The sequence below is a fragment of the Spinactinospora alkalitolerans genome (assembly GCF_013408795.1).
GTDB lineage: Bacteria > Actinomycetota > Actinomycetes > Streptosporangiales > Streptosporangiaceae > Spinactinospora > Spinactinospora alkalitolerans.
Genome location: NZ_JACCCC010000001.1, coordinates 2,728,591 through 2,754,102 on the forward strand (window position 1 = coordinate 2,728,591; position 25,512 = coordinate 2,754,102).

Consider the following 25,512-nt stretch of genomic DNA (forward strand, 5'->3'; position numbering starts at 1 on the left):
GGTCCTCGGGTCGGCGGACCGGCGGTGCCTGGGTCGGGTTCACGGTGACGCGGGCTCCTCTTCGGTGGAGGCCAGGATCTCGGCCAGGTGCAGGACCTGCACGCCGGCCCGCTGGCGGCTCAGCGTGCCGCCGATGTGCATCAGGCAGGAGTTGTCCACCGCGCACAGCACCTCGGCGCCGGTGTGGGCGACGTGGCGCGCCTTGTCCGAGCCCATCGCCGCCGAGACCGCGGCGTTCTTCACCGCGAACGTGCCGCCGAACCCGCAGCACTCCGCGGCGCCCTCCAGCTCCACCAGCTCCAGTCCCCGCACCGCCCTGAGCAGGCGCTGCGGCCGGTCGCCCAGTCTGAGCAGCCGCAACCCGTGGCAGGTGGGGTGGTAGGTGACGGTGTGCGGGAAGTAGGCGCCCACGTCGGTCACCTCCAGCACGTCGACCAGCAGTTCCGACAGGTCCAGGACCCTGGGCGCGACCTCGGCCACCGCGGCCTCCAGCCGGCTGCCCGGTTCGCCCAGGCGGGGGTAGTTGTCGCGCACCATGCCCGCGCAGGAGCCCGACGGGGCCAGGACCACGTCGGCGTCGGCGAAGGTCCGCACGAACCCGACCGCGAGCCTCTGGGCCTCGCGGCGGTAGCCGGTGTTGTAGTGCATCTGGCCGCAGCAGGTCTGGGCCTCGGGGAACACCACCTCGTGCCCCAGCCGCTCCAGCAGCCGCACCACCGCCCACCCCGTCCGGGGGAACAGGGTGTCGTTGACGCACGTGATGAACAGTGCGATTCGCATGCGCTTCCTCGTTTCCAGCGGCCGGCGCGGGCGCGGGCTCTGGAGATGCCGTCCTGTGCTGGGCCCGACGTCACGACCGTACGCGTCCGCTCGTGGCGGTGCTCCTTATTTAACCGTTTCAATAAGTTGTGTCGCCGCTGTCCGTCACGACCGCGGGTTCATTGGTCCGATCACCACCGTGCTCGCGTGCCGCTCGATCGCATTCCACCGCGCTTTCTGCGATGTTGACCGGGTGGCATGCGACAATTGGTCCGACCACTTCTACGCTGACGGGTGGGACAGTGTCAAGGCACCGAGGTGCGGGAGTGCGCAGGGCGGACTGCCAGGATGGGGGACCGGCCCCCGCCGGCTCCCGCCGCGCTGACAATGAGAGGAGCGCCCGTGGTCACTCCTGATGGCCGGCGGCCCGCCGCGCCGCCCGGAGCGGAGCGCACGCCCGTGACGCAGCGGGCGATCGAGCGGATCAAGGCGATGATCGCCGAGGGCGCGCTGCGGCCGGGCCAGCGGCTGCCGACCGAGCGGGAGCTCTCGGCCGAACTGGGGCTCTCGCGCAGCTCGATGCGCGAGGCGCTCCGCGCGCTGACCACCCTCGGGGTGCTGGAGGCCAGGCACGGCGCCGGCGTCTACGTCACCGCGCTGCGCCCGCGCGACCTGCTGGAGACGTTCTCCGTGCTGGCCGAGGTCTCGCGCGGACAGACGCTGGTGGAGGTGCTGCAGGTCCGGCGCATGCTGGAGCCCGCGGCCACCGCGCTGGCCGCCGCGCGGGCCGACGACGCGCAGCTGGACCGGATCGGCGCGCTCCTGGACCGCATCGACCAGGGCGGCAGCGTCGGGGAGACGGTCGCCGCCGACCTCACCTTCCACCAGGCCATCGTGGAGATCACCGGCAACGCCACGCTGGCCGCGGTCAACGACGGCCTGTCCTCGCGGACCTTCAACGCCCGGGTCTGGCGCGGCCACCGCGAGGCCGGTGTGACGGCGCGGCTGCGCCGGGACCACGAGCGCATCCACCGGGCGCTGCTGGCCCGCGACCCCGACGCCGCCCGCGCCGCCGCGACGATGCACGTCCTGGAGGTCGAGAACTGGCTGTGCGCCCACCTCGACGACTTCGACTGAGGATCACCGGCATCAGCCGCCCGCGCCGGGGTAGCCGCCACCCGAGCCCGCCGGAGAAACGCCGGTTCGGGCCGACACCCGGGAGGAGTTGGGACGACCATGCCAAGACTCGCGCGCACCCTCGGCCTGGTGACCGCCGGTTACAGCGCCGCCATCACGGTGCGGCCGGAGCTGCTGGCCCGCCCGTGCGGCCTCGTCGCCGGCGACGGGCGCGCTCCTGCGCCGGTGCGCACGCTGATCTCGGCGATCGGCGTGCGCGACACCGCGATCGGCCTGGCGATGGCGCTGGCCCCCGAAGGACGCCCGCTGCGGGTGGCGATCGCGGCGCGGGTGGCCGCCGACGCCGGGGACGCGGTGGTCTTCGGCCTGGGCCTGCCCGACCGCGGCGCCCGCCGCAAGGTCGCGGCCTTCGCCTCGGCCTGGGCCGGCCTGTGCGCGTTCAGCGCGCGGTGACGCCCGGACGCGTCCGGCGCCCGGACCGGGGAGGGCCGGGCCGCGGCGCGCCCCGCGTCAGATGTGGTCGCGGGGGACCGCGGCGGTCCAGTTGCGCGAGGCCACCCGTTCCTGCCCCTCGTAGGCGTCGAGCTGGGCGTGCAGGTGGAACTCCTTGGCGTCGGAGGTCAGCACGGTCCTGGTGACCGTCCGCACGTCCCAGTCGCCGCGGGTGAAACGCATCGTCCACTCCGCTTCGCCGCAGACCGAGTCGAAGTCGTCGGCCACCCACGAGTAGGTCTCGTAGGCCCGGCGCGCGACGTCGAGGCCGATGTCGTCGAAGCGGACGGTGCCCAGGTCCTTGACCACGTCCAGCGACGACCGGTAGCCGACGAGGTCCCGGGTGACCTCCCAGCGCTCCTCGCCGGGCCGGGTCTGCACCGTGGTGATGGGCGGCGACCCCTCGGGCTCCTCGAAGGGGACCGGCGCGACCTCGTCGGCCTCCCCGGTCGGGCGGACCGGCAGCACGACGTCGGTCCCCTCCCCGAGGAAGACCGTCAGCAGCACGGGCTCGGGCGGCGGCCAGGCCAGCGGCCAGTACGACGTCGAGAGCGAGATGCGGATCCGGTGCCCGGCGGGGAACGCCTGCGCCACGCCGTTGAGTCGCACGGCCGCCCGGTAGCGCTCGCCGGGGACCAGCGCCTCGGGGGTGTCGTGCCCGCTGACGTGGGTGAGGTTGAGCAGGCCGTAGGTCACGCGGGTGGCCTTGCCGTCCGGCGCGATGTCGGACAGCCGCACGGCGACCATGGCCACGGGCCGGTCCGAGGCGAACTCCAGGTTCACCACCGGCGCCCCGAGGATCTCGCAGCGCTCGGGGAGCGGGCCGCTGTCGAAGACCATCGAGCCGCCGTCCTCCTCGCGCTGGTCGTAGGGCAGGTCCGGCGGCGCGTTGTAGGAGCACCACTTCCCGGCGAACCGGCCCACCGACAGCGGCGACTGCAGCGTCAGCTCCATGGGCTCCACGGTCTCGCCGGGCTCGGCGATGCGGTGCCGGCCCAGCGGGTGGTGCCGGAGCTCGATGTGCGGGGAGGGCCACTCGGGCTCGCCCACCCAGCGGCCGGGCCGTTCGGCGTAGGCGGTGGAGGGCGGGGCGCTCTCCTGCATCCAGCTCCGCAGCATCGGGTCGTCCATGATGTTGTTGTCGGCGTCCTTGAGCCAGCGGTCCCACCAGCGCACCACCTGCTGCAGGAAGCCGATGGCCGGACCCGGCTGGCCCAGGTGCGGGTACTTGTGCGACCAGGGGCCGATCAGTCCCAGCCGGGGCACGTCCAGCCCCTCCATCAGCCGGAAGACGGCGTTGGAGTAGCCGTCGGCCCAGCCGCTCACCGCCATCACCGGCACCCGGATGGCCGACATGTCCTCGCACACCGACCCGTGCCGCCAGTAGTCGTCGCGGCGCTGGTGGCTCAGCCAGGTCTGCAGCCACAGTCCGCTGCCCTCCAGCCGCTCGTGCCACATCTCGCGCCAGTGCTCTCCCACCAGGGCCGGGTCCGGCGGGCAGGAGGTGTAGGCGAACATCGTCGAGGCCCAGGACAGGTTGTCGCTGAGCAGGCAGCCGCCCATGTAGTGCACGTCGTCGGCGTAGCGGTCGTCGGTGGAGGCGACCGTGACGATCGCGCCGAGGCTCTCGGGCCGCCTGGCCGCCACCTGCAGCGCGTTGAACCCGCCCCAGGAGATGCCCATCATGGCGGTGCGGCCGCTGCACCACGGCTGGTCGGCCAGCCAGGCCAGCACCTCCTCGGCGTCGCACAGCTCCTGCTCCAGGTACTCGTCGGTCAGCACCCCTTCGGAGTCGCCGCTGCCGCGCAGGTCCACCCGCGCGCACGCGTAGCCGTGCCCGGCCATGTAGGGGTGGTGGATGGAGTCGCGCTTGGCGGTGAGGTCGCGCTTGCGGTAGGGGATGAACTCCAGCACCGCCGGCACCGGGTCGTCGTCGGAGGAGACCGGCCGCCAGATCCTTGCGGCCAGCCGGGTCCCGTCCGACATGGGGATCCACAGGTGCTCGTCCTCCCGGACGGCGTTGGGCAGGGAGGTGACCGTGCGCATGAGCGCCCTCCTACTCGTCGATGTCGTCGATCTCGAACGGCAGCGCGGCCACGCACCGCTCGTACTTGTCCCGCAGCTCCTCCTCGTCCGCGGCGCCGACGAAGATCTGGGCGAGCTCGTAGCTGTAGCTGTCCTGCCCGGGCAGGTCCGACAGCCGCCCGCCCTCCTCGGCCACGATCTTGGCGGTCACGCCCGCGGTCTCCAGCTCCATGCGGGCCAGGTCCTGTTCGTCGGGGACGCGGCGCACCAGGCCGTCGTCGAAGCGGCGCAGGAACCACTTGGCCGCGACGCCGTAGGCGCCCTCGCCGTGGCGCAGCTCGGGGTCACGGCCCAGGGCCAGCCGCACCTCGCACTCGTGGTTGGGGGTGCCGTCGACGTACTCGAACAGATGGGCGTGCGACTGGGAGTGCCGCGGGTTGACCTCCAGGAGGTTGACCGCGCCCGTCTCGGGGTCCCAGAAGAACTCGATGTTGAAGGTCACCGAGTCCAGGCCGATCTGGCGCACGACCCGCTCGGAGATGTCGATCAGGCGGCCGGTGACCTCGCCGGGCAGCCGCGAGGGGTACTGGTAGCGCAGGAAGCTGGAGGTGCCGGGGTAGACCAGGGAGTCGATCACCCCGTAGGCGCGCACCTCGCCGTTGCGGCTGTAGCCCTCGACGGTCACCTGCTCGCCGCCGACCTCCTCTTCGGCCAGGCACGCCTGCCCGCCGCCGCGCACGACCTCCGGCGGCGGGTCGACCCGGTCCAGGACGAAGTCGAAGGGTTCGCCGATGCGCCCGATGCCCTCGCGGATCTCGGCCATGGCCTCGGTGAACTCGCCGTCGTCGGTCACCCGGAACGCCAGTTCGGAGGAGAAGGACTTCACGGGCTTGAGCCACATGGGGTAGTGCAGGTGCTCCGGCGGTGCGGTGGCGTCGAGCTCGACCTCGGCGAAGCCGGGCAGCTCGTCGATGACCTTGCGCTGCTCCAGCCTGCTCCAGTACTTGTGCTCGCACTTGACCACCGACTCCAGGGTGGCCGAGGGCAGCCCGAAGCGCCCGCACAGGATGGGCACCATGGAGCTCACCGGGAAGTCCCAGTAGCCCATGATCGCGTCGACCGAGCCGTCGAAGGCCTCCAGTTGCGCCTGCGCGTGCTCCAGGAGCTCCGGCATCCGGATGTTCTCCTGGCGCTGCAGTTCGTCGATGCTCAGCAGCGGGTGGAACCGGTACTGGGCGAGGTGGGGCAGGCTGTGCAGCGTCTGCCGATTGTGCTCGTCCAGACCAAGGACGAAGATGTTCTCGGTCACGGTGCCCCCCTTGATCATCTGCTGCTGTGGCACTACCCCGCTGAGCGGTTTTAGACGTCCCGACGCGCAGGGAAAGGGCGTGCTGCCTGAACAGGAAGGGATCGTCCCCTCTGACCCGGGAGAGGCCGCGGGAGCGCTACGGACCGCCGGTCGCCGACCTCGAGCCGAACCCGGGCCCTTGGGGGCACTGCCGCCCCGCGCCGAGGAGTGAGCGCCCGGCGCACCGAGCCGCTGGTTCGGTGCGCATCGCAGACGGCGTTCGGCGCGGGACCGGAGCGGAGAAAAGCGGCTTCCTGCGCGTCAGGATCGGCCGACGCAGGGGGCTGCTAAACGTCGGCCGATCCCGCGCCTACACCGGGATCCGGCGGATCATCCCGGGGCCGCCATCGGCGTCGCGGACGCCTCCTCCAGGAGGACCCTGTGCCGGCCGGTGTAGACGTTCATCGATGAGCCGCGCAGGAAACCCACCAGGGACAACCCGGACTCGGCGGCCAGATCGACCGCCAGGGACGAGGGCGCGGAGACGGCGGCGAGCATCGGGATGCCCGCCATCAGCGCCTTCTGCGCCAGTTCGAAGGAGGCGCGCCCCGAGACCAGCAGCGCCGTCTCGCGCAGCGGGAGCCGGCCCTCCCGCGCCGCCCAGCCGACGAGCTTGTCGACGGCGTTGTGCCGGCCCACGTCCTCGCGCAGCGCCAGCAGCTCGCCCTCGGGGGTGAACAGCCCGGCGGCGTGCAGGCCCCCGGTGCGGTCGAAGACCCGCTGGGATTCGCGCAGCCGGTCGGGCAGCGCGGCCAGGGTTTCGGCCGGGAACCGCGCGGGGTCGTCGGCCACCGACCAGTGCGCGATGGTGCGCACCGCGTCGAGGCTGGCCTTGCCGCACAGTCCGCACGAGGAGGTGGTGTAGAAGTTGCGCTCCAGCGACATGTCGGGCACGGCCACGCCGGGCGCGAGGGCGACGTCCAGCACGTTGTAGGTGTTGGAGCCGTCCTCGGTGGCGCCGGCGCAGTAGCGGATGGCGGCGATGTCGGCGGCCCCGCTGACCACGCCCTCACTGACCAGGAAGCCCGCGGCGAGGTCGAAGTCGTGGCCGGGCGTGCGCATCGTCACGGTGAGTGCGCGGCCGTTCAGCCGGATCTCCAGCGGCTCCTCCACCACCAGGGTGTCGACGCGGTCGCCCGCGCTGCCGTCCCGCACCCGCAGGATCTTCTCCCGGACCGTGACCCGTCCCATCAGTCCCGTGCCTTTCCGGCGTCGCCCGAGTCCGGGGCGTTTCGCCCGGACTCGGGAGGAATTCCCCGAATGACGCCTTTTTAGTCGTGTCGCCTCTGCTGCACGTGCTGGAAGCCGAACCTGCCCTTGATGCACAGGTTGCCGTGCGTGACCGGATTGTCGTGCGGCGAGGTGACCTTGACGATCTCATTGTCCTGGACGTGCAGGGTCACGTTGCACCCGACGCCGCAGTAGGTGCAGATCGTCGTGGTCTGCTTCTGCCGCTCCTCCTCCCACCTACCCTCGGCGCGCATGTCGAACTCGGTCTTGAACGACAGGGCCCCGGTCGGGCACACCTCGATGCAGTTCCCGCAGTACACGCAGGCCGAATCGGGCAGCGCGACGTCGTGCTCGGTGGAGATGCGGGCGTCGAAGCCGCGCCCGGCGACCCCGATCGCGAACGTGTTCTGCCACTGCTCGCCGCAGGCGTCCACGCACTTGTAGCACATGATGCACTTGCCGTAGTCGCGCACGTAGAGGTCGTTGTCGACCTTGACCGGCTGCTCGACGGTGGCCGCGGCCGCGCCGTCGCCGGCCTCGTGGGCCCCGGCGTGGCGGGCGTCGCGCTCCCCGAGCCGTGCCGGCTCGGCGCGCGGGCCGAAGCGCTCGGGGCGGGCGCCGTAGTCGGCCATCCACTCATCGGCCCCCGGCGTGGTGGACAGGTCCACCGATGAGCCGAGCAGCTCCAGCACCATCTTGCGGCTGTGCCGGACGCGCTCGGAGTCGGTGCGCACGGCCATGCCGGGCTCCACGGCGCGCGAGCACGCCGGGGCCAGCGTGCGCGCGCCCTCGACCTCCACCACGCAGACCCGGCAGGCGTTCTTGGGGGTGAGGGTGTCGCCGTAGCACAGCGTCGGGCAGTCGGTGCCCTTCACCTGGCAGGCGTCCAGGATGGTGGCGCCCTCGGGGACGCGCACCTCCTCGCCGTCGATGGTGACGTCGACCAGCCGCTTGGGCGGCGCGAGCGGAACGGGAGTGGGGGTGCTCAACGGTCCTCCTTGGAGACGCCGACGGGGCCGTCGGCCGCGTCGGTCCGGCCGGTGGGGTCGGGGGGTGCGGCGAAGACGCCGAGCCGGTCGATCGCCGACTCCACCGCGTTCCAGGCCGTCTGGCCCAGGCCGCAGATGGAGGCGTCGCGCATCGCGGTGCCGACCTCGCGCAGCAGGGCGATGTCGGTGCGGCGGGCCCCGGTGCCGGCCGACAGCCGCTGCAGGGCCTCCTCCTGGCGCACCGTGCCGACCCGGCAGGGCACGCACTGGCCGCAGGACTCGTCGCGGAAGAACGCGGCGATGCGCACCAGGATCGCGCCCAGGTCGACGGTGTCGTCGAGGACGAGGACCACGCCGGAGCCCAGCGTCGCCCCGGCGTCGCGGGCGCCCTCGAAGGTCAGCGGGATGTCGAGCTCGTCGCCGCGCACGAACCCGCCGGCCGCGCCGCCGAGCAGCACCGCCCGCAGCTCCCGCCCCTCCTCGACGCCGCCGGCCAGCACGACCAGCTCGCGCAGCGTCGCGCCGAAGGGCACCTCGTAGACGCCGGGGCGGCGCACCGTGCCCGAGACGCAGAACAGCTTGGGGCCGGTGGAGCGCCCGGTGCCGATGCCGGCGTAGGCCGGGCCGCCCATGAGCAGGATCGGCAGCACGTTGACGAGGGTCTCGACGTTGTTGATCGTCGTGGGCCGGTCGAACAGCCCGCGCTCGACCGGGAAGGGCGGCTTGGAGCGCGGCTCCCCCCGGTAGCCCTCGATCGAGTTGAAGATCGCGGTCTCCTCGCCGCAGATGTAGGCGCCGGCGCCGCGCCGGATCTCGATGTCGAAGTCGAATCCGGAGCCGAGGATGTCGCGGCCCAGCAGGTTGCGCTCGCGGGCGCGGGCGATGGCGTTCTCCAGCCGGGCCAGCGCGCGGGGGTACTCGCCGCGGATGTAGAGGTAGCCCTTTTCGGCGGCGTTGGCGTAGCCGGTGATCGTCATGGACTCGATCAGGGCGAACGGGTCGCCCTCCATGATCACCCGGTCCTTGAAGGTGCCGGGTTCGCTCTCGTCGGCGTTGCACACGACGTAGTGCGGCGTGGCGGGCTGGCGCGCGGTGCCCTCCCACTTGCGCCCGGTGGGGAACGCGGCGCCGCCGCGGCCCACCAGGCCGGAGTCGCTCACCTCGCGCAGCACCCCGGCCGGGCCCAGCGCCAGCGCCCGGCGCAGGGCGCTGTAGCCGCCGTTGGCGCGGTAGTCGTCGAGGCTTTCGGGGTCGACCACGCCGACCCGGCGCAGCAGGACCAGGTCGGGGTCCCCGGCCTGGGGGACCGCCGTCCCCGCCGGGGGTTCGGGGTCGGCCCCGGCGATGGGCGAGGCGTCGAAGGTGGCCGGGCGGCGGCCGTCGGGGGAGCCGTGGCCGTTGGAGCCGGGGACGGAGGCGCCGGCGTCGGAGGCGGGTGAGGCCAGCTCCAGCAGGGCGTCGGCGTCGGCCGGCGCCGCGACGGCGAAGCGCGGGGGAGCCCCGGCCTCCAGCGCCAGCGCGGCCGGAGCCCGCTCGCACATGCCCAGGCAGGGGCTCTCGTGCCAGGTGGCTCCGGCGTCCTCGGCCTCCTCGGAGCCGGGCGGACCGAGGCGCTCGGCCAGCCGCGCGCGCAGCCCGTCGGCGCCCCGCGCCGCGCACGCGATGTCGGTGCACACGTGCAGGACCCGCCGGGGCCGCCGGTGCATGGCGAACATGGCGTAGAAGGTCGCGACCCCGTAGGCCTCGGCCGGCGGCAGGGTCAGCCGGCGGCAGATGTAGTCCAGCGCGGCCGGGCTGATCCAGCCCACGCGGTCGTTGACAGCGTGCAGAGCGGGCAGCAGCAGGTCCCGGCGCTCGCGCGCGGCGTGCCCGCCGCGGGCGTAGCGCAGGTCGCCGGCCTGCCGTTCGCCGCCGTCCCAGCCCGACTCCGCGGGTCCGAGCACGGCGTCCACGGCATCGCGCTCCACCTCACTGGGCGGAGCCTCCAGGAAGCGAAGGTCCACGTCCCGGTCACCTCGAATCCTCGTGTCGATCGCCGCACCCACCGTGCGCCGAAACCGGTGTTGTCCAATGGACTGTTGTCCACATCACAGAATTTTGTATACGGGCTACAGTATGCCTCGATCACGCGCCGGACAAGCCCCGATTTTTCGGGGAGCGAGTCACCGTGCCGCCATCCCTGACCACAGGGGTTCTTGTGGCCTCTGCCGTAGGGGTTCGCGGTGAACGGGCGGTCCGTCGTGTGGCCGTAGGCCCGTGTGCGGGGTGCCCGGCTCCGCGCGAAGCACACCGGTCACCTTGTTCCAGGCCGAAACCACGGTGTCGGTCCGAGCTCAAGGTGGCGGGTCCGCTTCGCGCACGGGTGCGCAGTTCACTCAACGGGCCTTCGGCCACGCGAGGGAACCGCACCCGCACGAACCCCCTCCTGCGGCTGAGGTTCACGCCCCCTGGGGCCGGGGTTCTGCACGACCCCGGCCCCGACAAGGCCCTCAGTCCGCCTCTAGGTCCCCGCGGGGACCGCGCCCTCCCCGGCCGGGGAGGGCTGCTCGGCCTTCTCGATCCGCACCGCGGCGGCCTTGTACTCCGAGGTGCCGGCGATCGGGTCGGTGGCGTCGATGGTGAGCAACTGGGTGTCGACCTGGTCCGGGAAGTGGAAGGTCATGAACACCAGCCCCTCGCGCATGGAGGGTTCGACCGACACCGGGACCAGGACCGAGCCGCGCCGGGAGGAGACCCGCACGACCTCGCCGTCGGCCAGGTCCAGGCGGGCGGCGTCCTCGGGCGAGACGTCCAGCAGCTCGCCCCGGCGCAGCGGCGAGGAGAAGCCGCTGGTCTGCACGCCGGTGTTGTAGTCGTCCAGCCGGCGCCCGGTGGTCAGCCGCAGCGGGTAGTCGGCGTCGAGCAGGTCCACCGGCGGCGAGTGGCCCACGATGCCGAACGGCGCGGGCTCGCCCCGGACGGCCGGATCCGGCGACCACAGCCGCTCGTGCAGGTAGCTCGGCTCCACGCGCTCCTCCGACGGGCAGGGCCACTGGATGCCGTGCAGCTCCTCCAGCCGCCCGTAGGACATGCCGCGGTGGATGGGGGACAGGGAGCGCACCTCGTTCCAGACCTCCTCGGCGCTGGGCGGGTCCCAGCGCAGCCCCATGCGGGTGGCGATGTCGCAGATGATGTGGATGTCGTCGCGGGCGCCCGGCGGGGGGTCCAGCGCCTTGCGCACCAGTTGCACGCGGCGCTCGCTGTTGGTGAAGGTGCCGTCGGACTCGCACCACGATGCGCTGGCCGGCAGCACGACGTCGGCCTGCTCGGCGGTCCTGGTCAGGAAGATGTCCTGGACCACCAGGTGGTCCAGCGCGTTCAGCCGCCGCAGCGTCTTCTCCGTCTCCGGCTCCGACTGCAGCGGGTTCTCGCCGATGATGTAGAGCGTGGTCAGTTCGCCCTCGTCGGCGGCCTCGAACATCTGGGTCAGGTTCAGGCCGCGGCGCGGCTGGATCGTGCGGCCCCAGGAGGTCTCGAAGCGCTGCCGGATCTCGGGGTCGAGGATGTCCTGGAAGCCGGCCAGCCGGTCGGGGATCGCCCCCATGTCGCCGCCGCCCTGCACGTTGTTCTGCCCGCGCAGCGGGTTGAGCCCGGAGCCGTAGCGGCCGACGTGCCCGGTGAGCAGGGACAGGTTGATCAGCGCGCGCACGTTGTCGGTGGCGTTGTGGTGCTCGGTGATGCCCAGCGTCCAGCACATCTGCGCGCGCTCGGCCAGGGCGTAGGCGTGCGCGAGCTCGCGGATCGCCTCGGCCGGCACGCCGGTCTCGGCCTCGGCCGCGGCGAGCGTCCACGGCTCCACCAGCGCGCGGTACTCCTCGAAGCCGCTGGTGCCGCGGCCGATGAAGGTGTCGTTGGTGAGACCGGCGTGGATGATCTCGCGGCCGATGGCGTGGGCGAGGGGGATGTCGGTGCCGACGTTGAGCCCCAGCCAGCGGTCGGCCCACTCCGCGGAGGACGTCCGGCGCGGGTCCACCACGTAGAGGCGGGCGCCGTTGTGCACCGCCTTGAGCACGTGCTGGAAGAAGATCGGGTGGGCGAAGCGCGGGTTGCCGCCCCACAGGATGACCAGGTCGGTGTCCTCGATCTCCTGGTAGGACGACGTCCCGCCGCCGGAGCCGAAGGCCGCGGCCAGCCCGGCGACGCTGGGGGCGTGGCAGGTGCGGTTGCAGGAGTCGACGTTGTTGGTGCCGATGACGGTACGGGTGAACTTCTGCGCGACGAAGTTCATCTCGTTGGTGGCCCGGGCGCAGGAGAGCATCCCGAAGGCGTTGGGGCCGTGCCGGTCGATGTTGCGCGCGAACCCTTCGGCCGCCCGGTCGAGGGCCTCGTCCCAGGAGGCCGGGCGGAGTTCGCCGTTGTCGCGCACGAGTGGGCGGGTGAGGCGCTGATAGGGGGCGGTGCGGCTGTCGTCTGATCGCAATGTGGCCTCGCTTGGGTCGTCGTGGCCAAAGGCTCGAAATACTGTCTACAGTATGCGGCCTCAATGGGGACGGCAAGGTCGAAAGAGTCCGCCGCGGGCGGGTTCCTCAGGCCTGCGGTGCGGTCGGCTGCGGCGCGGGCGCCGCGGCCGGAGCCTCCATCAGGCGCTCGTTGAGCAGGCAGGCCGCGGCGTTGACCGCGCGCAGGGCCGGGGCGGCCGCACCGGTGAGGTCGGCCAGCTCGACCACGGCGGTCAGGATGACGTCGAGCTCCATCGGCCGGCCGCGCTCCACGTCGTGCAGCGTGGAGGTCCGGTGGTCGCCGGTGCGCTCGGCCCCGGCCAGGCGGCGCTCGATGGAGATGGACGGCCGCACGCCCAGCCGCGCCGCCACGTCCAGCGTCTCGTTCATCATCGTGGTGACCAGCTCCCTGGTGGAGCGGTTGCGGCAGATCTGGGCCATGGTCGAGCGCGACAGCGCGCTGAGCGGGTTGAAGGTGATGTTGCCCATCAGCTTCACCCAGATGTCCTCGCGCAGATCGGGCTCGACCGGGCACTTCAGCCCGCCGGCCCGCATCGCCTCGCTGAAGGCCAGGCAGCGCGGTGAGACGCTGCCGTCGGGCTCGCCGATGGAGAACCGGGTGCCCTCCATGTGCTGGATGACGCCGGGCGCGGCGATCTCGGTCGCGGCGTAGACGACGCAGCCGATCGCGCGCTCCACCGGGATCGCCCTGCTGACCGCGCCGCCGGGGTCGACGCTGGTCATCCGGTAGCCGGCGTAGGGGCCGTCCACGCCGTGGAAGTACCACCAGGGGATGCCGTTCTGCGCGGCGATCACCGCCGTGGCCGGGCCGAGCAGGGGGCGCAGCAGCGGGGTGCAGGCGGCGTAGTGCTGGGCCTTGAGCCCGAGGAAGACGTAGTCGACCGGGCCGATCTCGCGGGGGTCGTCGGTCGCGTGCGGCCGGGCGGTGAAGTCACCGCGGGGGCTCAGGACGCGCACACCACCGGTGCGCAGCGCCTCCAGTTGGGCGCCGCGGGCGACGAGGTGGACCTCGGCGCCGCCGCGGTGCAGCGCGGCCCCCACGTAGGCGCCGATGGCGCCCGCTCCCAGAACGGCGATTCGCATGGGCTGTCCTTTCTCTGTGACGAACAGTGTTGTATACAGTATGCTAAAGAGTGTCGATCGGGCCGCGACCAGAGGGTGGCGGATAGAAAGGCGGCCGGAACCGAGGCGATCGGGAACTTTGCCGGTTCTTCTGTACGGCGGTGCCCGATCCGGGTAGCGGGCGCGTAGGGCTGATGAGGGTGGAGGAGAATCGATGGAGGACGTCTTGTCGGTCGCCGCGCACCCGGTGCCGTCCGCGCACCGCCCACGGTCGTGGCCGCGAGCTCGCGAGGCCGCCCGCGAGTTCGCGGCCACCCGCGCACACGGCGGCGACCGGCCCGATGCGGCCCGGGTCCCGCTCGACCTCGCCCTCGGGGCGGCCCTCGCCGACGACCTCGTGTCCCCGGTCGCCGTCCCCGCGTGCGACAGCGCCGCTATGGACGGCTACGCCGTCGCCGGGGCGGGCCCCTGGCGGGTGGTCGGCCGCGCGCTGGCCGGCGACCGCCGCGCGGTGCCCGCCCTGCTCCCGGGGCAGGCCCTGGAGATCGCCACCGGGGCCGCCGTTCCCGCGGGAGCCGAGGCGGTGCTGCCCTATGAGGACGCCGGTCGCGTCGAGGGCGGCACCGTCATCGGGGGTGTGCGGCCGGGGCGCCACATCCGCCGCCGAGGTGAGGCGGTGCCGGCCGGGGCCACCGTGGCCCCGGCCGGTGCGGTGGTCACCCCGGCGCTGCTCGGCCTGGCGGCCGGTCTCGGCCACGACACCCTGCGGGTGCGCCGTCCGCGGGTGGCCGCGCTGGTCACCGGGGACGAGGTGGTCGCCTCGGGGCGACCGGGCCCCGCGGCGGTGCGCGACGCGATCGGTCCCGTGCTCCCCGGCCTGGTCGCCTGGGCCGGCGGCACCCTGGTCACCCGCCGCCACGTCCCCGACGGCCTGGACCCCCTGCTCGCCGCGCTGCGCGCGGTCGCCCACGACCCCGGCACCGAGGTCGTCGCCGTGTGCGGGGCCTCCTCCGTCGGCCCGGCCGACCACCTGCGCACCGCGCTGGCCGAGCTGGGGGCCCGACCCGTGGTCGACGGCGTGGCCTGCCGCCCGGGACACCCCCAGATGCTGGCCGCCCTCACCGGCGGCCCGATCGTGGTCGGCCTGCCCGGCAACCCCAACGCCGCGCTCGTCGCGGCGCTGACCCTGCTGGTTCCCGCGCTGGCCGCGCTGGCGGGGCGGGCCGACCCCGCCCACGCCGGGCGCCGCGCCCGCCTGCTCGGTGACGTGGCCGCCCACCCCCTCGACACCAGGCTGGTCGGCGTGCGCGTGCACGGCGACGGCGCCGCGCCCGTGGGGCACGCCGGCTCGGCGACCCTGCGCGGGAGCGCGCTGGCCGACGCCCTCGCGGTGATCCCGCCGCGGGCCGAGGGCGGGGGCGGGTCCGCGCACCCGGTGGAACTGGTGGAACTGCCGCGATGAGGGGGAGGCGGTCGCGTTGGTGAGCGGGGCGGCGGGTGCGGCCGCGGCGGCGGACCGGCGTCCGCCCGGTACCGGATCTGTCTTTCGTATACTGTGGACAACAGACGATGAGCGTGCCGATGCCGGATCGGGGCGCCGCCGTGGGCACCGCGTCGCGGAGATGGAGTGGTCCTCATGTCCTCCCAGCCGTTGAACGGCACGGCGACCGGTCGGGTCCAGCGCCCGGTGCCGCTGCGGGAAGCCGTCTACGAAGCGCTGCTGGACCTGATCATCACGCGGGAACTGCACCCCGGCCGGCACCTCGTCGAGAGCGAGCTCGCCGTGCAGCTGGGCGTCTCCCGCCAGCCCGTGCGCGAGGCGCTGCAGCGGCTCAGCAACGAGGGGTGGGTGGACCTGCGCCCCGGATACGGCGCCTTCGTGCACCAGCCCACCGAGAGCGAGGCCGACCAGCTGCTCGCGGTGCGTGCGCTGCTGGAGACCGAATCGGCCCGGCTGGCCGCCCGCAACGCCGCGCCCGAGGAGATCGACCTGCTGTGGCGGCTGTGGCGCGAGGGCGTGACCGCCGTCGACGACGATGACGTCGACGCCGTGGTCACCGCCAACGCCAACTTCCACCGCAGCGTGACCGAGGTGTCGGGCAACCGGGTGCTCGCCGAGCTGGCCGCCCAGGTCGACCGCAGGGTGCGCTGGTACTACGCGCCCATCGCCCGCTCGCGCGGCCGCGCCTCCTGGGACGAGCACGCCAGCATGATCGAGGCCATCGTGGCCAGGGACGAGACGGAGGCGGCCCGCCTCATGCGCGAGCACACCGAGCGCACCCGCCGCACCTACCACGAGCAGATCGACGGCGTCAGCGCCGGCTGAGGACCCGGCCCGGGCCCGCCTCCTGGCCGTCGGCGCCGCGCCGACATAGCGTCGGTTCCATGAGCGGACACCGGAGGCGGGGCACTCCGATCGGGGGCCGGGCATGAACGCGGCCGGCCCCGTGGTCCGGGCGACGGGCGGCATCACCGGATGGGTCACCGGCATCATGGAGACGATGGGCTCTCCCGGCGCCGGACTGGTCGTCGCCCTGGAGAACCTCTTCCCGCCGATTCCCAGCGAGGTCGTGCTGCCCCTGGCCGGGTTCACCGCGAGTCGGGGCGGCATCAGCCTGGCCGGCGCGATCATCTGGACGACGCTGGGATCGGTGGCCGGCGCGCTCGTCCTGTACTACGTCGGCGCGCTGCTGGGCCGCGACCGCACCCGCGCGATCGCGGCCAGGATGCCGCTGGTCAAGGTCTCCGACGTGGACCGGGCCGAGGCGTGGTTCGACCGGCACGGCGCCAAGGCGGTGTTCTTCGGCCGGATGGTCCCGATCTTCCGCAGCCTCATCTCCATCCCCGCCGGCATCCAGCGCATGCGGATGACCACCTTCCTGACCTTCACCGCCCTGGGCAGCCTGATCTGGAACACCGCCCTGATCACGGCCGGCTACCTGCTGGGGGAGAGCTGGGCGGTCGTCCAGTCCTACACCGGCGCGCTCCAATGGGTCGTGGTCGCCGCCATGGTCCTGGCCGTCGGCTACTTCGTCGTCTCCCGGACCGCACAGGTCCGCCGCTCCCGCCGCCGCGCCGACGAGGAGGAGGACCGCGACCGGTAGCGCTCCGCCTGCGCCGGCGGCGATCGAGCGGCCACGGCCTGCTGTGCGGCCTTAGAGTCCGCTAAAGGTGGTTAGGTCCTGAGCTGGGAAGACACCGGTTTTAGGGCGGGAAACCTCTCGTAGAACCGTGACCTGATTGAGACACAGAACCTCGGACACGCGAGAGTGTCCGAGGTGCTTCTCATGCCCGGGCGACGTAGGAACCCATGCCTCGGACTGTCTTGGTCAGACCTTCGGACCTCAGGGCCGTCAGCGCCTTCTGCGCGGTGGTGACCGCGACTCCGAACTCTTCCTGTAGCTGGAGTACCGAGGGGACCCGGGTACCCGGCGCATAGGTCCCGTCTTCGATCCGGCCACGGAGAATGTCTGCGATCTGCACCCACTCGGGTTCGTCGTCCTTCTTCGGGCACGTACCACGGACTTCGACGGTCAACGGTGAGCACGCCGAAGCGGCCATCCCGGACCGCGGTGGCCTCAATGCCGCAGAGAGAAGAAGCCGCATAGAGCCTTTGGTCCTCGGCGCGAAGGCCCCGGTCCGCGAACCTGCTTCGGGCCGTGGCCTCTCTTCGTCTCTTGCGCCTCGCCGCCGGTGCCGCCCGGGTGCGCCCGATCCGCGTCCGCCCTGGTCCGGCCGGGGAAACACGCCCGCCCGCCCTTCCCCCGGATCGCGATCGGGTGTAGTTGTATGGCTACCGGCAGTGAAAACGGGTCCGTTCGCCGGGCGGGCCGCGTCCGCGGCGACCGCGCGCCGGCAGATTGCGAGAGACATGAAAGCCCTGGTGACAGGGGGAGCCGGGTTCATCGGCTCCCATCTCGTCGACCACCTCCTCGGCCTCGGGCACCGGGTCGTCGTCCTGGACGACCTGTCCACCGGCTCCCCGCGCAACCTCGAACACCTCAGGCACCACCCGGACCTGGAATGCGTGCGCGGCTCGGTGCTGGACACCGCGTGCGTGCGCCGGGTGATGGCCGGGTGCGACACCGTGTTCCACCTGGCGGCCCCGGTACGGGCGAGCCCGGCCGAGCACCGCCCCATCGAGACGATGCGGACCAACGTCACCGGAACCGAGACCGTGCTGGAGGCCGCGGCCGACGGCGACCGCCGGGTGCTGTTCGCCTCCTCCGGCGAGATCTACGGCCGCAGCCACGGGAAACCGCTGCGCGAGGACGACGACAGGGTGCTCGGCTCGCCCCTGAGCCGCCGCTGGTGCTCGGCCGTCACCAAAGGACTCGGCGAGCTGCTGATGGACCGCTACCGCCGGGAGTACGGCCTGCGCACGGTCACCGTGCGGCTGTTCGGCGTGACCGGGCCCCGGCAGAACGGCCGGTGCGCCCCGGTCATCCCGGTGTTCGTGGAGCAGGCCCTGCGGGGCGGCCCCCTGACCGTGCACGGCGACGGCACGCAGCGGCGCTCCTTCTGCTCCGTGCGCGACATCGCGCCCGCGCTGGTCGCACTGGTCGAGCAGCCCCGGGCGCACGGCCGGGCGGTCAACCTCGGCGGCGCGGAGGAGACGACCATCGCCGACCTCGCCCGCCGGGTCCGCGCCCTGACCGACTCCGGCAGCGGCATCGTGACCGTCCCGCACGAGGCCGTGCACGGTCCCGGCTACACCGACGTCCACTTCCGCGTCCCCGACGTCGCGCTGGCCCGCGACCTCATCGGATGGGCGCCCACCACCGCCTTGGACGGGATCATCACCGCCGTCGCCGAGACCCGCGCCGCCGAGACCGGTCTGATCGGCGACGGCCTCATCGCCTGACCCGGCTCCGCCCGCCTCCGCCGACGCCTCTTGACGCCGTGGGGCCTTGACGCCGCGGGGCCTGAAACCGCCTGAACAAGCCCGATAAGGCCGAGGCCGCCGAGAGAGCAGCCACCTTGTGGGCTCCCCGGCCCCGTCGCCGCCCTCGGTGCCGCCTTTCCACCGCGGACCGCCCGCCGCCCGGCAGCCGGCGGGGCCGTACAGCAGCCCTCGCCCGCCCGGCGCGGCGGAGGAGGGGACCGGGAGGGCCGGTGCACGCGCGCCGACCGGTATCGTTGCGGGCCGTGACTCAAGTGGCGCGACAAGCGACGCCGTGCCGCACGCCGCCCACCAGGGGCGCGGCCGGCGCCGTCGCCGCCGCACCATCATGCCTGCACCGGGGGGATCAATGGGGAACGCCCCAGCCACTCCAGCCGCGCGCCGCTTCCCGCCGTGGCTGCTGATCGCCGTGGGGGCCGCGGTCATCGCGGCCACCTACCTGTACCTGGTCGTGTGGCGGCCCGAAAGCCTGGTGGGCGGCGCCGGAGTCGGACCGGCCGCGCTCATCGCGCTCGTCGGCTACCTGCTGGGCTCGGTACTCATCATCGCCGGAGCCATGGTCCGCATGCCGACCTCCACGGTGACCCTGCTGCCCATCGCCATCGCGATCAACATCGTGGCCGGCCAGATCAACAACATGGTCGGCCTGCCGCTCTACCTGGACTCCATCGGCACCGTCCTGGTGGGCGTGCTCGCCGGTCCAGCGGCCGGCGCGGCGACCGGCGCGCTCAGCAACGTCATCTGGGGCATCAGCATCAGCCCCGCGTCCCTGCCCTTCTCCACCACCCAGGTGGTCATCGGCCTGCTCGCCGGCCTGTTCGCCCGCTACGGCTGGACCCGCCGGATCCTCACCGCCGTCATCGCCGGGGCCGTCACCGGGGTCGCCGCTGCGGTCGTGTCCGGGCCGATCTCGGCGTTCGTCTTCGGCGGAGCCAACGCCTCGGCCGGCCGTTCGGCGATCGTCGCGATCTTCCAGGCGCTGGGCATCGACACCCTCGGCGCGGCGATCCTGCAGGGACTCACCGTCGACCCGCTGGACAAGGCCATCGCCTTCCTCGTCGCCATCGTCATCCTGCGGGCGCTGCCGATGCGCTTCTCCCAGCGCTTCCCGTTCGCGCGGACGCACTCGGTGTTCTCCCCGCGCACCAGATCGGTCCTGCGAGGCGGGGCGCGGCCGGCGGAGGGCGAGGGCGTCCTCGCTTCCCCGGACCCGCGCTCCCAGGGCGCGGGCGCCACCCGCGGCGACGCCCGCGACGCCGACGGTCCGGCCGAGGGAGGACGCTCATGAGCTCGTCGCTGACCTTCTACCAGGCGGGCGAGGGCTGGATCCACCGGCTCAACCCGGTGACCAAGCTGGCGTTCGTCGTCTCCGTCACCGTCGCCGCGTTCGGCGCCGAGGACCTGTGGTGGCCCGCCGCGCTGTTCGTGCTGCTGGAGGTGCCGGGCGCGCTGGCGGCCGGCGTCTTCGGGCGGTTCGTCAAACTCGTCTTCGGCTTCTTCGCGCCGTTCCTGGTCATCCTGTTCCTGATCCAGGGCCTGACCTTTCCCGACCCGGGGACCGTGCTCGCCGAGTTCGGCCCGCTGGCGGTCAAGACCGAGGGCCTGCTCTTCGCCGGCACCACCGCGCTGCGGCTGCTGGTCATGGTCGGGGCGTTCATCCTGCTGCTGCTCACCACCCACCCCGGTACGCTGATGACCGCGATGTCGCAGGCCGGCCTGCCGCCCAAGATCGCCTACGTCGTCAGCGCGACGCTGCAGATCATCCCGGCCTTCCAGGAGCGGGCCAACGCGATCCTGCAGGCCCAGCAGGCGCGCGGGTTCGACATCGGGGCCGGCGGCGCGCTCGCGCGCGGACGCAGGCTGATCCCGCTGATGGGGCCGCTGCTGCTCGGCGCGCTCACCGAGGTGGAGAACCGCTCGCTGGCCATGGAGAGCCGCGCCTTCGGGGCGTCGGTGCACCCCACCGCCTACACCATCGTGCCCGACTCCACCGCCCAGCGCGCGGCCCGGTGGATCATGATCCTGCTCGCGATCGCCGCGATCGTCCTCAACACGCTGGGGGTCCTGTGATCACCTTCCACGACTTCAGCTACGCCTACCCGACGAGCGAGGCCCCGGTCCTGCACGGCGTCGACCTGCGGATCCGGCCCGGCCGGTTCCACGGGCTGGTCGGGCCGAGCGGATCGGGCAAATCCACGCTGGCCTTCGCCGCCGCGGGGTTCATCCCGCACGCCCAGGGCGGCGAGCACACCGGCAGCGTCACCGTCGACGAGCGGATCGTCGCCGACACCCCGCTGCCGGAGCTGGTCACCCGCGTGGGCCTGGTCCAGCAGGATCCGTTCAACCAGATCTCCGGCGCCCGGTTCAGCGTCCGCGAGGAGCTGGCGTTCGGCCTGGAGAACCTCGGGGTGGAGCACGCGGAGATGCGGCACCGCGTCGCAGAGGTGCTGGAGCTGCTGCGCATCGAGCACCTGGCCGACCGCTCGCCCTACGAGCTCTCCGGCGGCCAGCAGCAGGTCGTGGCCGTCGGCTCCATGCTGGTCATGCGGCCGGAGGCGCTCATCCTGGACGAGCCCACCTCCCAGCTCGACCCGGCCGGCTCGCGCATGGTGGTGGAGTCGCTCGCCGCGATCCGCGAGTCGGGCATGACCGTGCTGCTCATCGAGCACAAGCTGGAGCTGCTGGCCGACCACGCCGACGAGCTGCACGTGCTCGTCGACGGCCGGATCGTCGCCGAGGGCGAGCCGGGCCGGATCCTCACCGACGCGCGCATGGCGGGATGGGGGCTGGGCGCCACCCGATTCACCACGGCGGCCGCCGAAGCCCGGCGCGACGGGCTGTGGGAGCAGGACCGGAGGCTGCCGGTGACGCTGGACGCCGCGGCCGAGGGCTTCCGCGGCGTCCTCGAAGGGAAGGCGGGGGCATGACCATCATCGACATCCAGGACCTGCACTTCCGCTACCCCAGCGGGGTCAGCGCGCTCAACGGGGTCGACCTGGAGATCGCCCGGGGCGAGCGGGTCGCCGTCATCGGCCAGAACGGCGCGGGCAAGACCACGCTGGCCCGCCACCTCAACGGCATCTACCAGCCAGGCCGGGGGCGGATCACCATCGCGGGCGAGGACGCGGCGGGCAAGAGCATCGCGCGACTCGCCGCCAAGGTGGGCTACGTCTTCCAGAACCCCTCGGAGCAGCTGTTCGCCAAGACCGTCCGGGCCGACGTGGAGTTCGGCCCGCGCAACCTGGGCGCCGACGAGGCCCAGGCCGTGCGGCTCACCGAATGGGCGCTGGAGGTGACCGGGCTGACCGAGCAGGCCGACCACCACCCCTACCATCTGTCCCCGGCCGAGCGGAAGCGCGTCGCACTGGCCTCGGTGCTGGCCATGGACACCCCGGTCATCGTGCTGGACGAGCCCACCACCGGCCAGGACCACGACGCGGTGCGCCGGATCGTCGAGATCATCGCCGAGCTGCACGGACGGGGCACGACGGTCATCGCGATCAGCCACGACATGGACTTCTGCGCCGAGCACTTCGACCGCGTGGTCGCCATGGCGCAGGGCCGGGTGATCGCCGACGGCACGCCCGCGCAGGTGTTCGGCCGCCCCGACAAGCTGGCCGAGGCCGCGGTCGAGCCGCCGCAGACGATGCGGCTGGCCACCGAGCTCGGCTGGGACGGCGCGACGGCCACCACCGTCCCGGAGTTCCTGGACGAGCTGCGCGCCCGCCGCGCCGCCGGCTGACCCTGCGCCCGGCCGCGCCGCCCCCGCACCGCTCCCGGTGGAAAAACCGATTGCCTCCGCGGGGGCGGCCCGGTTAGCGTCGGTTCCGTGCGTCACTGACATCGAGTCCAACCCGCGTCCGAGGCGGTTCGCCCCGCATCAGGGCCGCTGAGCCACTGCCCGGCGGGTGTTGCCGAACGTCCTTTCGGCGTGGCCTCGATGTCCTCCTCCGCACCCGCCCGCGGCTTTTCTCGTCGCCGTGCCCGCGCGTCGGCGCACATCGGGGACCACGCCCGCTGAAGAGAGCAGGGTGGTCCGTTTTGCCGCATTCCTCGATTCTCCTCGGTGCGCCGGCCGACGCCGGTTCCGCACCGGTCCTGCGCGCCCGCGACCTGGCCAAGGCCTACGGCGCGCACCCCGTCTTCGACGGCCTGTCCCTCGACGTCGCCCCGGGCCACCGCCTGGGCCTGGTCGGCGAGAACGGCGCGGGCAAGTCCACGCTGCTGCGCCTGCTGGCCGGTGTCGAGGACGCCGACGCAGGGGAGGTCGCCCGGCCCCGCGACATCGGGTTCGGGCACCAGGAGGTGCCCTACCCCGACGAGATGACGCTCGCCGAGGTCGTCGAGGAGGCGCTGGCCGGGAGCCGCGCGATCGAGCGGCGCCTCACCGAGCAGGCCGAGGCGCTCAACGACCGCCCCGGCGACGCGGCGCTGCTCGCCGCCTACGGCGAGACGCTGGAGGAGGCCGAGGGCCACGACGTGTGGGACGCCGACCGGCGCGCCGAGGTGGTGCTGGCGGGGCTGGACCTGGCCGGGATCGAGCGGGAGCGCCGGCCGGCGGAGATGTCGGGCGGCGAGCGCGCCCGGCTGGGCCTGGCCGCGCTGCTGGTCCGCCGCCCCCGGGCGCTGCTGCTGGACGAGCCCACCAACCACCTCGACGACGACGCGGTGGAGTTCCTGCAGTCCCACCTGCGTGCTCTGCCGGGCGCGGTGGTGCTGGCCAGCCACGACCGGGTGTTCCTCGACGAGGTGTGCACCGGCATCCTCGACCTCGACCCCTCCCGGTCCGGCCCCGCCTGCTACGGCGGCGCCTACACCCACTACCTGCGGGAGAAGAAGGTGGAGCGGCAGCGCTGGGAGCAGCAGTGGAGCGCCGAGCAGGACCGGTTGCGCCGCCTGCGGCAGTCGGTGCGCTCCACCGCGCGCCAGGTCGGGCAGTTCCGCCCGATGAAGGACGGCAACAAGGTGGACTACGACGGCATGGGGAAGGCGGTGCAGAAGCAGATCTCGCGCCGCGTCCGCAACGCCCGGCGCCGCCTGGCCGAACTGGAGCGCGACCAGGTCCGCAAGCCGCCCAGGCCGCTGTCCTTCGACTCCGCGCTCACCGGCGGCACCGCGGCCGGCGGCAGCGCGCTCATCGCGCGCGGCATCGAGGTCCCGGACCGGCTCGCGCTGGACCGCCTCGACCTGCCCGTCGACGGGCGGCTGCTGGTGACCGGGCCCAACGGCGCGGGCAAGTCGACGCTGCTGCAGGTGCTGGCCCGGCGCCTGGAGCCGGGCGCCGGGTCGGTGCGGTGGCGGTGCGGGATCACCGTCGCGCTGCTGGAGCAGGACGTCGGGTTCCGGCGCCCGGAACTGACGCCGCGGCGGCTGTACGCGGCCATGACGGCCGCGAGCACCGGCCCGCCCGCGCTCGCGGAGCTGGGCCTGGTCGCGCCGCGCGACATCGACCGGCCGGTGGGGGTGCTCAGCGTGGGGCAGCGGCGCCGGTTCGCGCTGGCGCTGCTGGTGGCCGCGGCCCCGCAGGTGCTGCTGCTGGACGAGCCCACCAACCACATCTCGCTCGCCCTGGCCGATGAGCTGGAGGAGGCGCTGCGGACGGCCCCCGGCGCGGTCGTGGCCGCCACCCACGATCGGTGGCTGCGGCGCGGATGGGACGGACCGCGACTGCACCTGGTCGCCGGCCGCGCCGCGGAGGAGGTGAATCCACGCCGTAAAGGTAGTCGGTCGACGACGGCCTCCGGCGACGGCAACGGCCGCTGACGACGGGGAACCGGCGTCAGCGGCCAGGTGCGGGTCCCCGTGTCAGGACGCCTCCATCGCCGCGGTGGTGATCGCGCGGACCTGGGCCACGATGTCGGCGCGGTCGCGCTCGAACCCGGGATCGGTGATCTCGCCGGTGTTGCCCCGGCCGAAGGCCAGGATCGGGGTGTGCACGTGGCCGGCCGGGACGTCGCGGCCCGTGGCGTCGCGCAGCAGGGTGTTGCGGTAGGCGATCTCGTTGGAGAGGTAGTTCCCGCCGCCGCCCTTGCGCGCGGTGGAGCCGGGGGTGGGCCCGTCGGGCCGGACCACCGGCTCGGTCCCGCCCGCGGGGATCTCGGTGACCTCGGTGTTGTCGTAGACGGGGAAGCGGCCGGTGTCGGCGTCCGCGACGGCCCCGCGCGCCAGGGTGGAGTCCGACCACTGCGGCTGCGGCTCGACCGTGGGCACGCCCTCGGGGATCGGAACCGTTTCGGCCCGGCCGGCCCTCTCGTTGTCCGGCGAACCGCCGCGCCAGGCGCCGTTGTGGGCCTCCAGGTCGAAGCGTCCGGCCCGGCCCTGGCTGACGGTGATCACCGCGTCGGCCGGGTGCTCCCCGGCGTAGTGGGGCAGCAGCGCCTCCTCGACCATGCCGTCGGTGAAGTCGCGCCAGCGCACCGGGAACATGGCCGTCTGGACGACGGCGATCCCGTCGGCGGTCCGGACCACCCGCCCGTCCAGGGCCAGCGCCGCGGCGCCGGAGGGGTTGGCCTGGCGGATGTCGGTGTCGAGCCCGAACGGGTCGAAGCCGGTGACCACGATGCGCGTCACACCCGAGCCCGCGGGGAAGTCCATCGTGTCGTGGCCGCGGGAGCGGCGCTCCAGGTCGGCGATGAGCCCGGCCCGCTCGGCCTCGTCCAGGTCGAAGGAGGGCCGCCACTGGCGCAGCGCGGCCGTCATGCCCAGCCGCGCCCAGTACAGCGGCCGGTCGTCGCCGGCGCTGAGGTCCCCGCTCGACGGCCCCTTGCCCTGGACGCGGCGCACCGCGTCGCGCCACAGGCGTGAGCCGTGCCGCTCGACCGCCTCGCGCGCGTCCTCGGTGCCGCGCGCGCCGCACAGCGCCTCGGCGAAGTCGGCGGCCGCGGTGTCGAACCCGGACCGGCGCAGGATGTCGCGGGGCACGTCCTCGGCGACGCGGGCCTCCTCGATGGTGACCGGGAGCGAGGAGTCCAGGCAGCCGCCGGGCTCGGCGTGCGCGGGGGCGACGCCGACCAGCACCGGTGCGATGACCAGCGCGCTCGCCGACACCCGCGCCATCGTGGAACGCAT

General features: G+C 73.3%; 21 protein-coding genes. 11 read left to right on the forward strand and 10 right to left on the reverse strand.

Going from position 1 to position 25,512, the window contains the following annotated elements:
* Positions 1-39 precede the first annotated feature (39 nt).
* Positions 40-780 carry a (Fe-S)-binding protein gene (locus HDA32_RS12015; protein WP_179643273.1) on the reverse strand — a complete coding sequence of 247 codons (741 nt, stop codon included), beginning with the start codon at positions 778-780 and terminating at the stop codon, positions 40-42.
* A 381-nt stretch (positions 781-1,161) separates the two neighbouring features.
* Between HDA32_RS12015 and HDA32_RS12020 the strand changes: the two genes are divergently transcribed.
* Together HDA32_RS12020 and HDA32_RS12025 are read left to right on the forward strand one after the other, a co-directional pair.
* Positions 1,162-1,896, forward strand: a complete 735-nt coding sequence (locus tag HDA32_RS12020) for a FadR/GntR family transcriptional regulator (protein WP_312863142.1) — start codon at positions 1,162-1,164, stop codon at positions 1,894-1,896.
* Positions 1,897-1,995: 99 nt separating this feature from the next.
* The gene (locus tag HDA32_RS12025) at positions 1,996-2,349 is read left to right on the forward strand and encodes a hypothetical protein (protein WP_179643275.1); all 354 of its coding nucleotides are present in this window, start codon (positions 1,996-1,998) and stop codon (positions 2,347-2,349) included.
* A 57-nt stretch (positions 2,350-2,406) separates the two neighbouring features.
* On the opposite strand, the gene HDA32_RS12030 is transcribed toward HDA32_RS12025, so the two are convergent.
* From HDA32_RS12030 to HDA32_RS12060, 7 genes are all read right to left on the reverse strand, one after another.
* Positions 2,407-4,434: a CocE/NonD family hydrolase gene (locus HDA32_RS12030; protein ID WP_179643276.1), complete on the reverse strand. Its 2,028-nt coding sequence runs from the start codon at positions 4,432-4,434 to the stop codon at positions 2,407-2,409.
* Between the two features lie 10 nt (positions 4,435-4,444).
* On the reverse strand, positions 4,445-5,722 hold the full coding sequence (locus tag HDA32_RS12035) for an ATP-grasp domain-containing protein (RefSeq protein WP_312863143.1): 1,278 nt from the start codon (positions 5,720-5,722) through the stop codon (positions 4,445-4,447).
* A gap of 369 nt (positions 5,723-6,091) precedes the next feature.
* A complete protein-coding gene (fdhD, locus tag HDA32_RS12040; protein ID WP_179643277.1) occupies positions 6,092-6,952 on the reverse strand; it encodes a formate dehydrogenase accessory sulfurtransferase FdhD in 861 nt (286 codons plus the stop codon).
* An 80-nt stretch (positions 6,953-7,032) separates the two neighbouring features.
* Positions 7,033-7,980, reverse strand: coding sequence for a 2Fe-2S iron-sulfur cluster-binding protein (locus HDA32_RS12045; RefSeq protein WP_179643278.1), 948 nt, complete (start codon positions 7,978-7,980; stop codon positions 7,033-7,035).
* A complete protein-coding gene (locus tag HDA32_RS12050; RefSeq protein ID WP_179643279.1) occupies positions 7,977-9,983 on the reverse strand; it encodes an NAD(P)H-dependent oxidoreductase subunit E in 2,007 nt (668 codons plus the stop codon). The genes HDA32_RS12045 and HDA32_RS12050 overlap by 4 nt, the downstream gene beginning before the upstream one ends.
* A gap of 497 nt (positions 9,984-10,480) precedes the next feature.
* Positions 10,481-12,439 (reverse strand): molybdopterin oxidoreductase family protein, encoded by a 1,959-nt coding sequence (locus tag HDA32_RS12055; protein ID WP_179643280.1) that lies wholly within the window; start codon positions 12,437-12,439, stop codon positions 10,481-10,483.
* Between the two features lie 106 nt (positions 12,440-12,545).
* Positions 12,546-13,562, reverse strand: a complete 1,017-nt coding sequence (locus HDA32_RS12060; protein WP_179643281.1) for a 2-dehydropantoate 2-reductase — start codon at positions 13,560-13,562, stop codon at positions 12,546-12,548.
* Between the two features lie 193 nt (positions 13,563-13,755).
* On the opposite strand from HDA32_RS12060, the gene HDA32_RS12065 reads away from it, so the two are divergent.
* The 3 genes from HDA32_RS12065 (at position 13,756) to HDA32_RS12075 (ending at position 16,645) form a co-directional block, all read left to right on the forward strand.
* Positions 13,756-15,003, forward strand: coding sequence for a molybdopterin molybdotransferase MoeA (locus tag HDA32_RS12065; RefSeq protein WP_179643282.1), 1,248 nt, complete (start codon positions 13,756-13,758; stop codon positions 15,001-15,003).
* 174 nt (positions 15,004-15,177) lie between these two features.
* On the forward strand, positions 15,178-15,867 hold the full coding sequence (locus tag HDA32_RS12070; protein ID WP_179643283.1) for a GntR family transcriptional regulator: 690 nt from the start codon (positions 15,178-15,180) through the stop codon (positions 15,865-15,867).
* A 103-nt stretch (positions 15,868-15,970) separates the two neighbouring features.
* A complete protein-coding gene (locus HDA32_RS12075) occupies positions 15,971-16,645 on the forward strand; it encodes a DedA family protein (protein ID WP_179643284.1) in 675 nt (224 codons plus the stop codon).
* Between the two features lie 181 nt (positions 16,646-16,826).
* Here the strand turns inward: HDA32_RS12075 and HDA32_RS31755 are convergent, their stop codons facing one another.
* The gene (locus HDA32_RS31755; protein ID WP_312863144.1) at positions 16,827-17,447 is read right to left on the reverse strand and encodes a GntR family transcriptional regulator; all 621 of its coding nucleotides are present in this window, start codon (positions 17,445-17,447) and stop codon (positions 16,827-16,829) included.
* Between HDA32_RS31755 and HDA32_RS12085 the strand changes: the two genes are divergently transcribed.
* The 6 genes from HDA32_RS12085 (at position 17,425) to HDA32_RS12110 (ending at position 24,207) form a co-directional block, all read left to right on the forward strand.
* On the forward strand, positions 17,425-18,405 hold the full coding sequence (locus HDA32_RS12085) for an NAD-dependent epimerase/dehydratase family protein (protein ID WP_312863145.1): 981 nt from the start codon (positions 17,425-17,427) through the stop codon (positions 18,403-18,405). The genes HDA32_RS31755 and HDA32_RS12085 overlap by 23 nt on opposite strands.
* A 388-nt stretch (positions 18,406-18,793) precedes the next feature.
* Positions 18,794-19,732 (forward strand): histidine kinase, encoded by a 939-nt coding sequence (locus HDA32_RS12090; RefSeq protein ID WP_218882421.1) that lies wholly within the window; start codon positions 18,794-18,796, stop codon positions 19,730-19,732.
* Positions 19,729-20,514, forward strand: coding sequence for an energy-coupling factor transporter transmembrane component T family protein (locus tag HDA32_RS12095; RefSeq protein ID WP_179643286.1), 786 nt, complete (start codon positions 19,729-19,731; stop codon positions 20,512-20,514). The genes HDA32_RS12090 and HDA32_RS12095 overlap by 4 nt, the downstream gene beginning before the upstream one ends.
* A complete protein-coding gene (locus tag HDA32_RS12100; RefSeq protein ID WP_179643287.1) occupies positions 20,511-21,371 on the forward strand; it encodes an energy-coupling factor ABC transporter ATP-binding protein in 861 nt (286 codons plus the stop codon). Before HDA32_RS12095 ends, HDA32_RS12100 begins: the two co-directional genes overlap by 4 nt.
* Positions 21,368-22,186 carry an energy-coupling factor ABC transporter ATP-binding protein gene (locus HDA32_RS12105; RefSeq protein ID WP_179643288.1) on the forward strand — a complete coding sequence of 273 codons (819 nt, stop codon included), beginning with the start codon at positions 21,368-21,370 and terminating at the stop codon, positions 22,184-22,186. The genes HDA32_RS12100 and HDA32_RS12105 overlap by 4 nt, the downstream gene beginning before the upstream one ends.
* Before the next feature lie 299 nt (positions 22,187-22,485).
* The gene (locus HDA32_RS12110) at positions 22,486-24,207 is read left to right on the forward strand and encodes an ABC-F family ATP-binding cassette domain-containing protein (protein WP_218882422.1); all 1,722 of its coding nucleotides are present in this window, start codon (positions 22,486-22,488) and stop codon (positions 24,205-24,207) included.
* A 42-nt stretch (positions 24,208-24,249) separates the two neighbouring features.
* Here HDA32_RS12110 and HDA32_RS12115 read toward each other — a convergent pair whose 3' ends face one another.
* Positions 24,250-25,512 (reverse strand): PA0049 C-terminal domain-containing protein, encoded by a 1,263-nt coding sequence (locus tag HDA32_RS12115; RefSeq protein WP_179643289.1) that lies wholly within the window; start codon positions 25,510-25,512, stop codon positions 24,250-24,252.

Bases quoted from the DNA above. Each gene is read 5' to 3' on its own strand.
- HDA32_RS12105 (WP_179643288.1), top strand. From the start codon at position 21,368: ATGACCATCATCGACATCCAGGACCTGCACTTCCGCTACCCCAGCGGG.
- HDA32_RS12060 (WP_179643281.1), bottom strand. From the start codon at position 13,562: ATGCGAATCGCCGTTCTGGGAGCGGGCGCCATCGGCGCCTACGTGGGG.
- HDA32_RS12065 (WP_179643282.1), top strand. From the start codon at position 13,756: ATGGAGGACGTCTTGTCGGTCGCCGCGCACCCGGTGCCGTCCGCGCAC.
- fdhD (WP_179643277.1), bottom strand. From the start codon at position 6,952: ATGGGACGGGTCACGGTCCGGGAGAAGATCCTGCGGGTGCGGGACGGC.
- HDA32_RS12075 (WP_179643284.1), top strand. From the start codon at position 15,971: ATGAACGCGGCCGGCCCCGTGGTCCGGGCGACGGGCGGCATCACCGGA.
- HDA32_RS12070 (WP_179643283.1), top strand. From the start codon at position 15,178: ATGTCCTCCCAGCCGTTGAACGGCACGGCGACCGGTCGGGTCCAGCGC.
- HDA32_RS12025 (WP_179643275.1), top strand. From the start codon at position 1,996: ATGCCAAGACTCGCGCGCACCCTCGGCCTGGTGACCGCCGGTTACAGC.
- HDA32_RS12095 (WP_179643286.1), top strand. From the start codon at position 19,729: ATGAGCTCGTCGCTGACCTTCTACCAGGCGGGCGAGGGCTGGATCCAC.
- HDA32_RS12015 (WP_179643273.1), bottom strand. From the start codon at position 780: ATGCGAATCGCACTGTTCATCACGTGCGTCAACGACACCCTGTTCCCC.
- HDA32_RS12030 (WP_179643276.1), bottom strand. From the start codon at position 4,434: ATGCGCACGGTCACCTCCCTGCCCAACGCCGTCCGGGAGGACGAGCAC.
- HDA32_RS31755 (WP_312863144.1), bottom strand. From the start codon at position 17,447: ATGAACCCGGCTCCCCCTGTCACCAGGGCTTTCATGTCTCTCGCAATC.
- HDA32_RS12115 (WP_179643289.1), bottom strand. From the start codon at position 25,512: ATGCGTTCCACGATGGCGCGGGTGTCGGCGAGCGCGCTGGTCATCGCA.
- HDA32_RS12090 (WP_218882421.1), top strand. From the start codon at position 18,794: ATGGGGAACGCCCCAGCCACTCCAGCCGCGCGCCGCTTCCCGCCGTGG.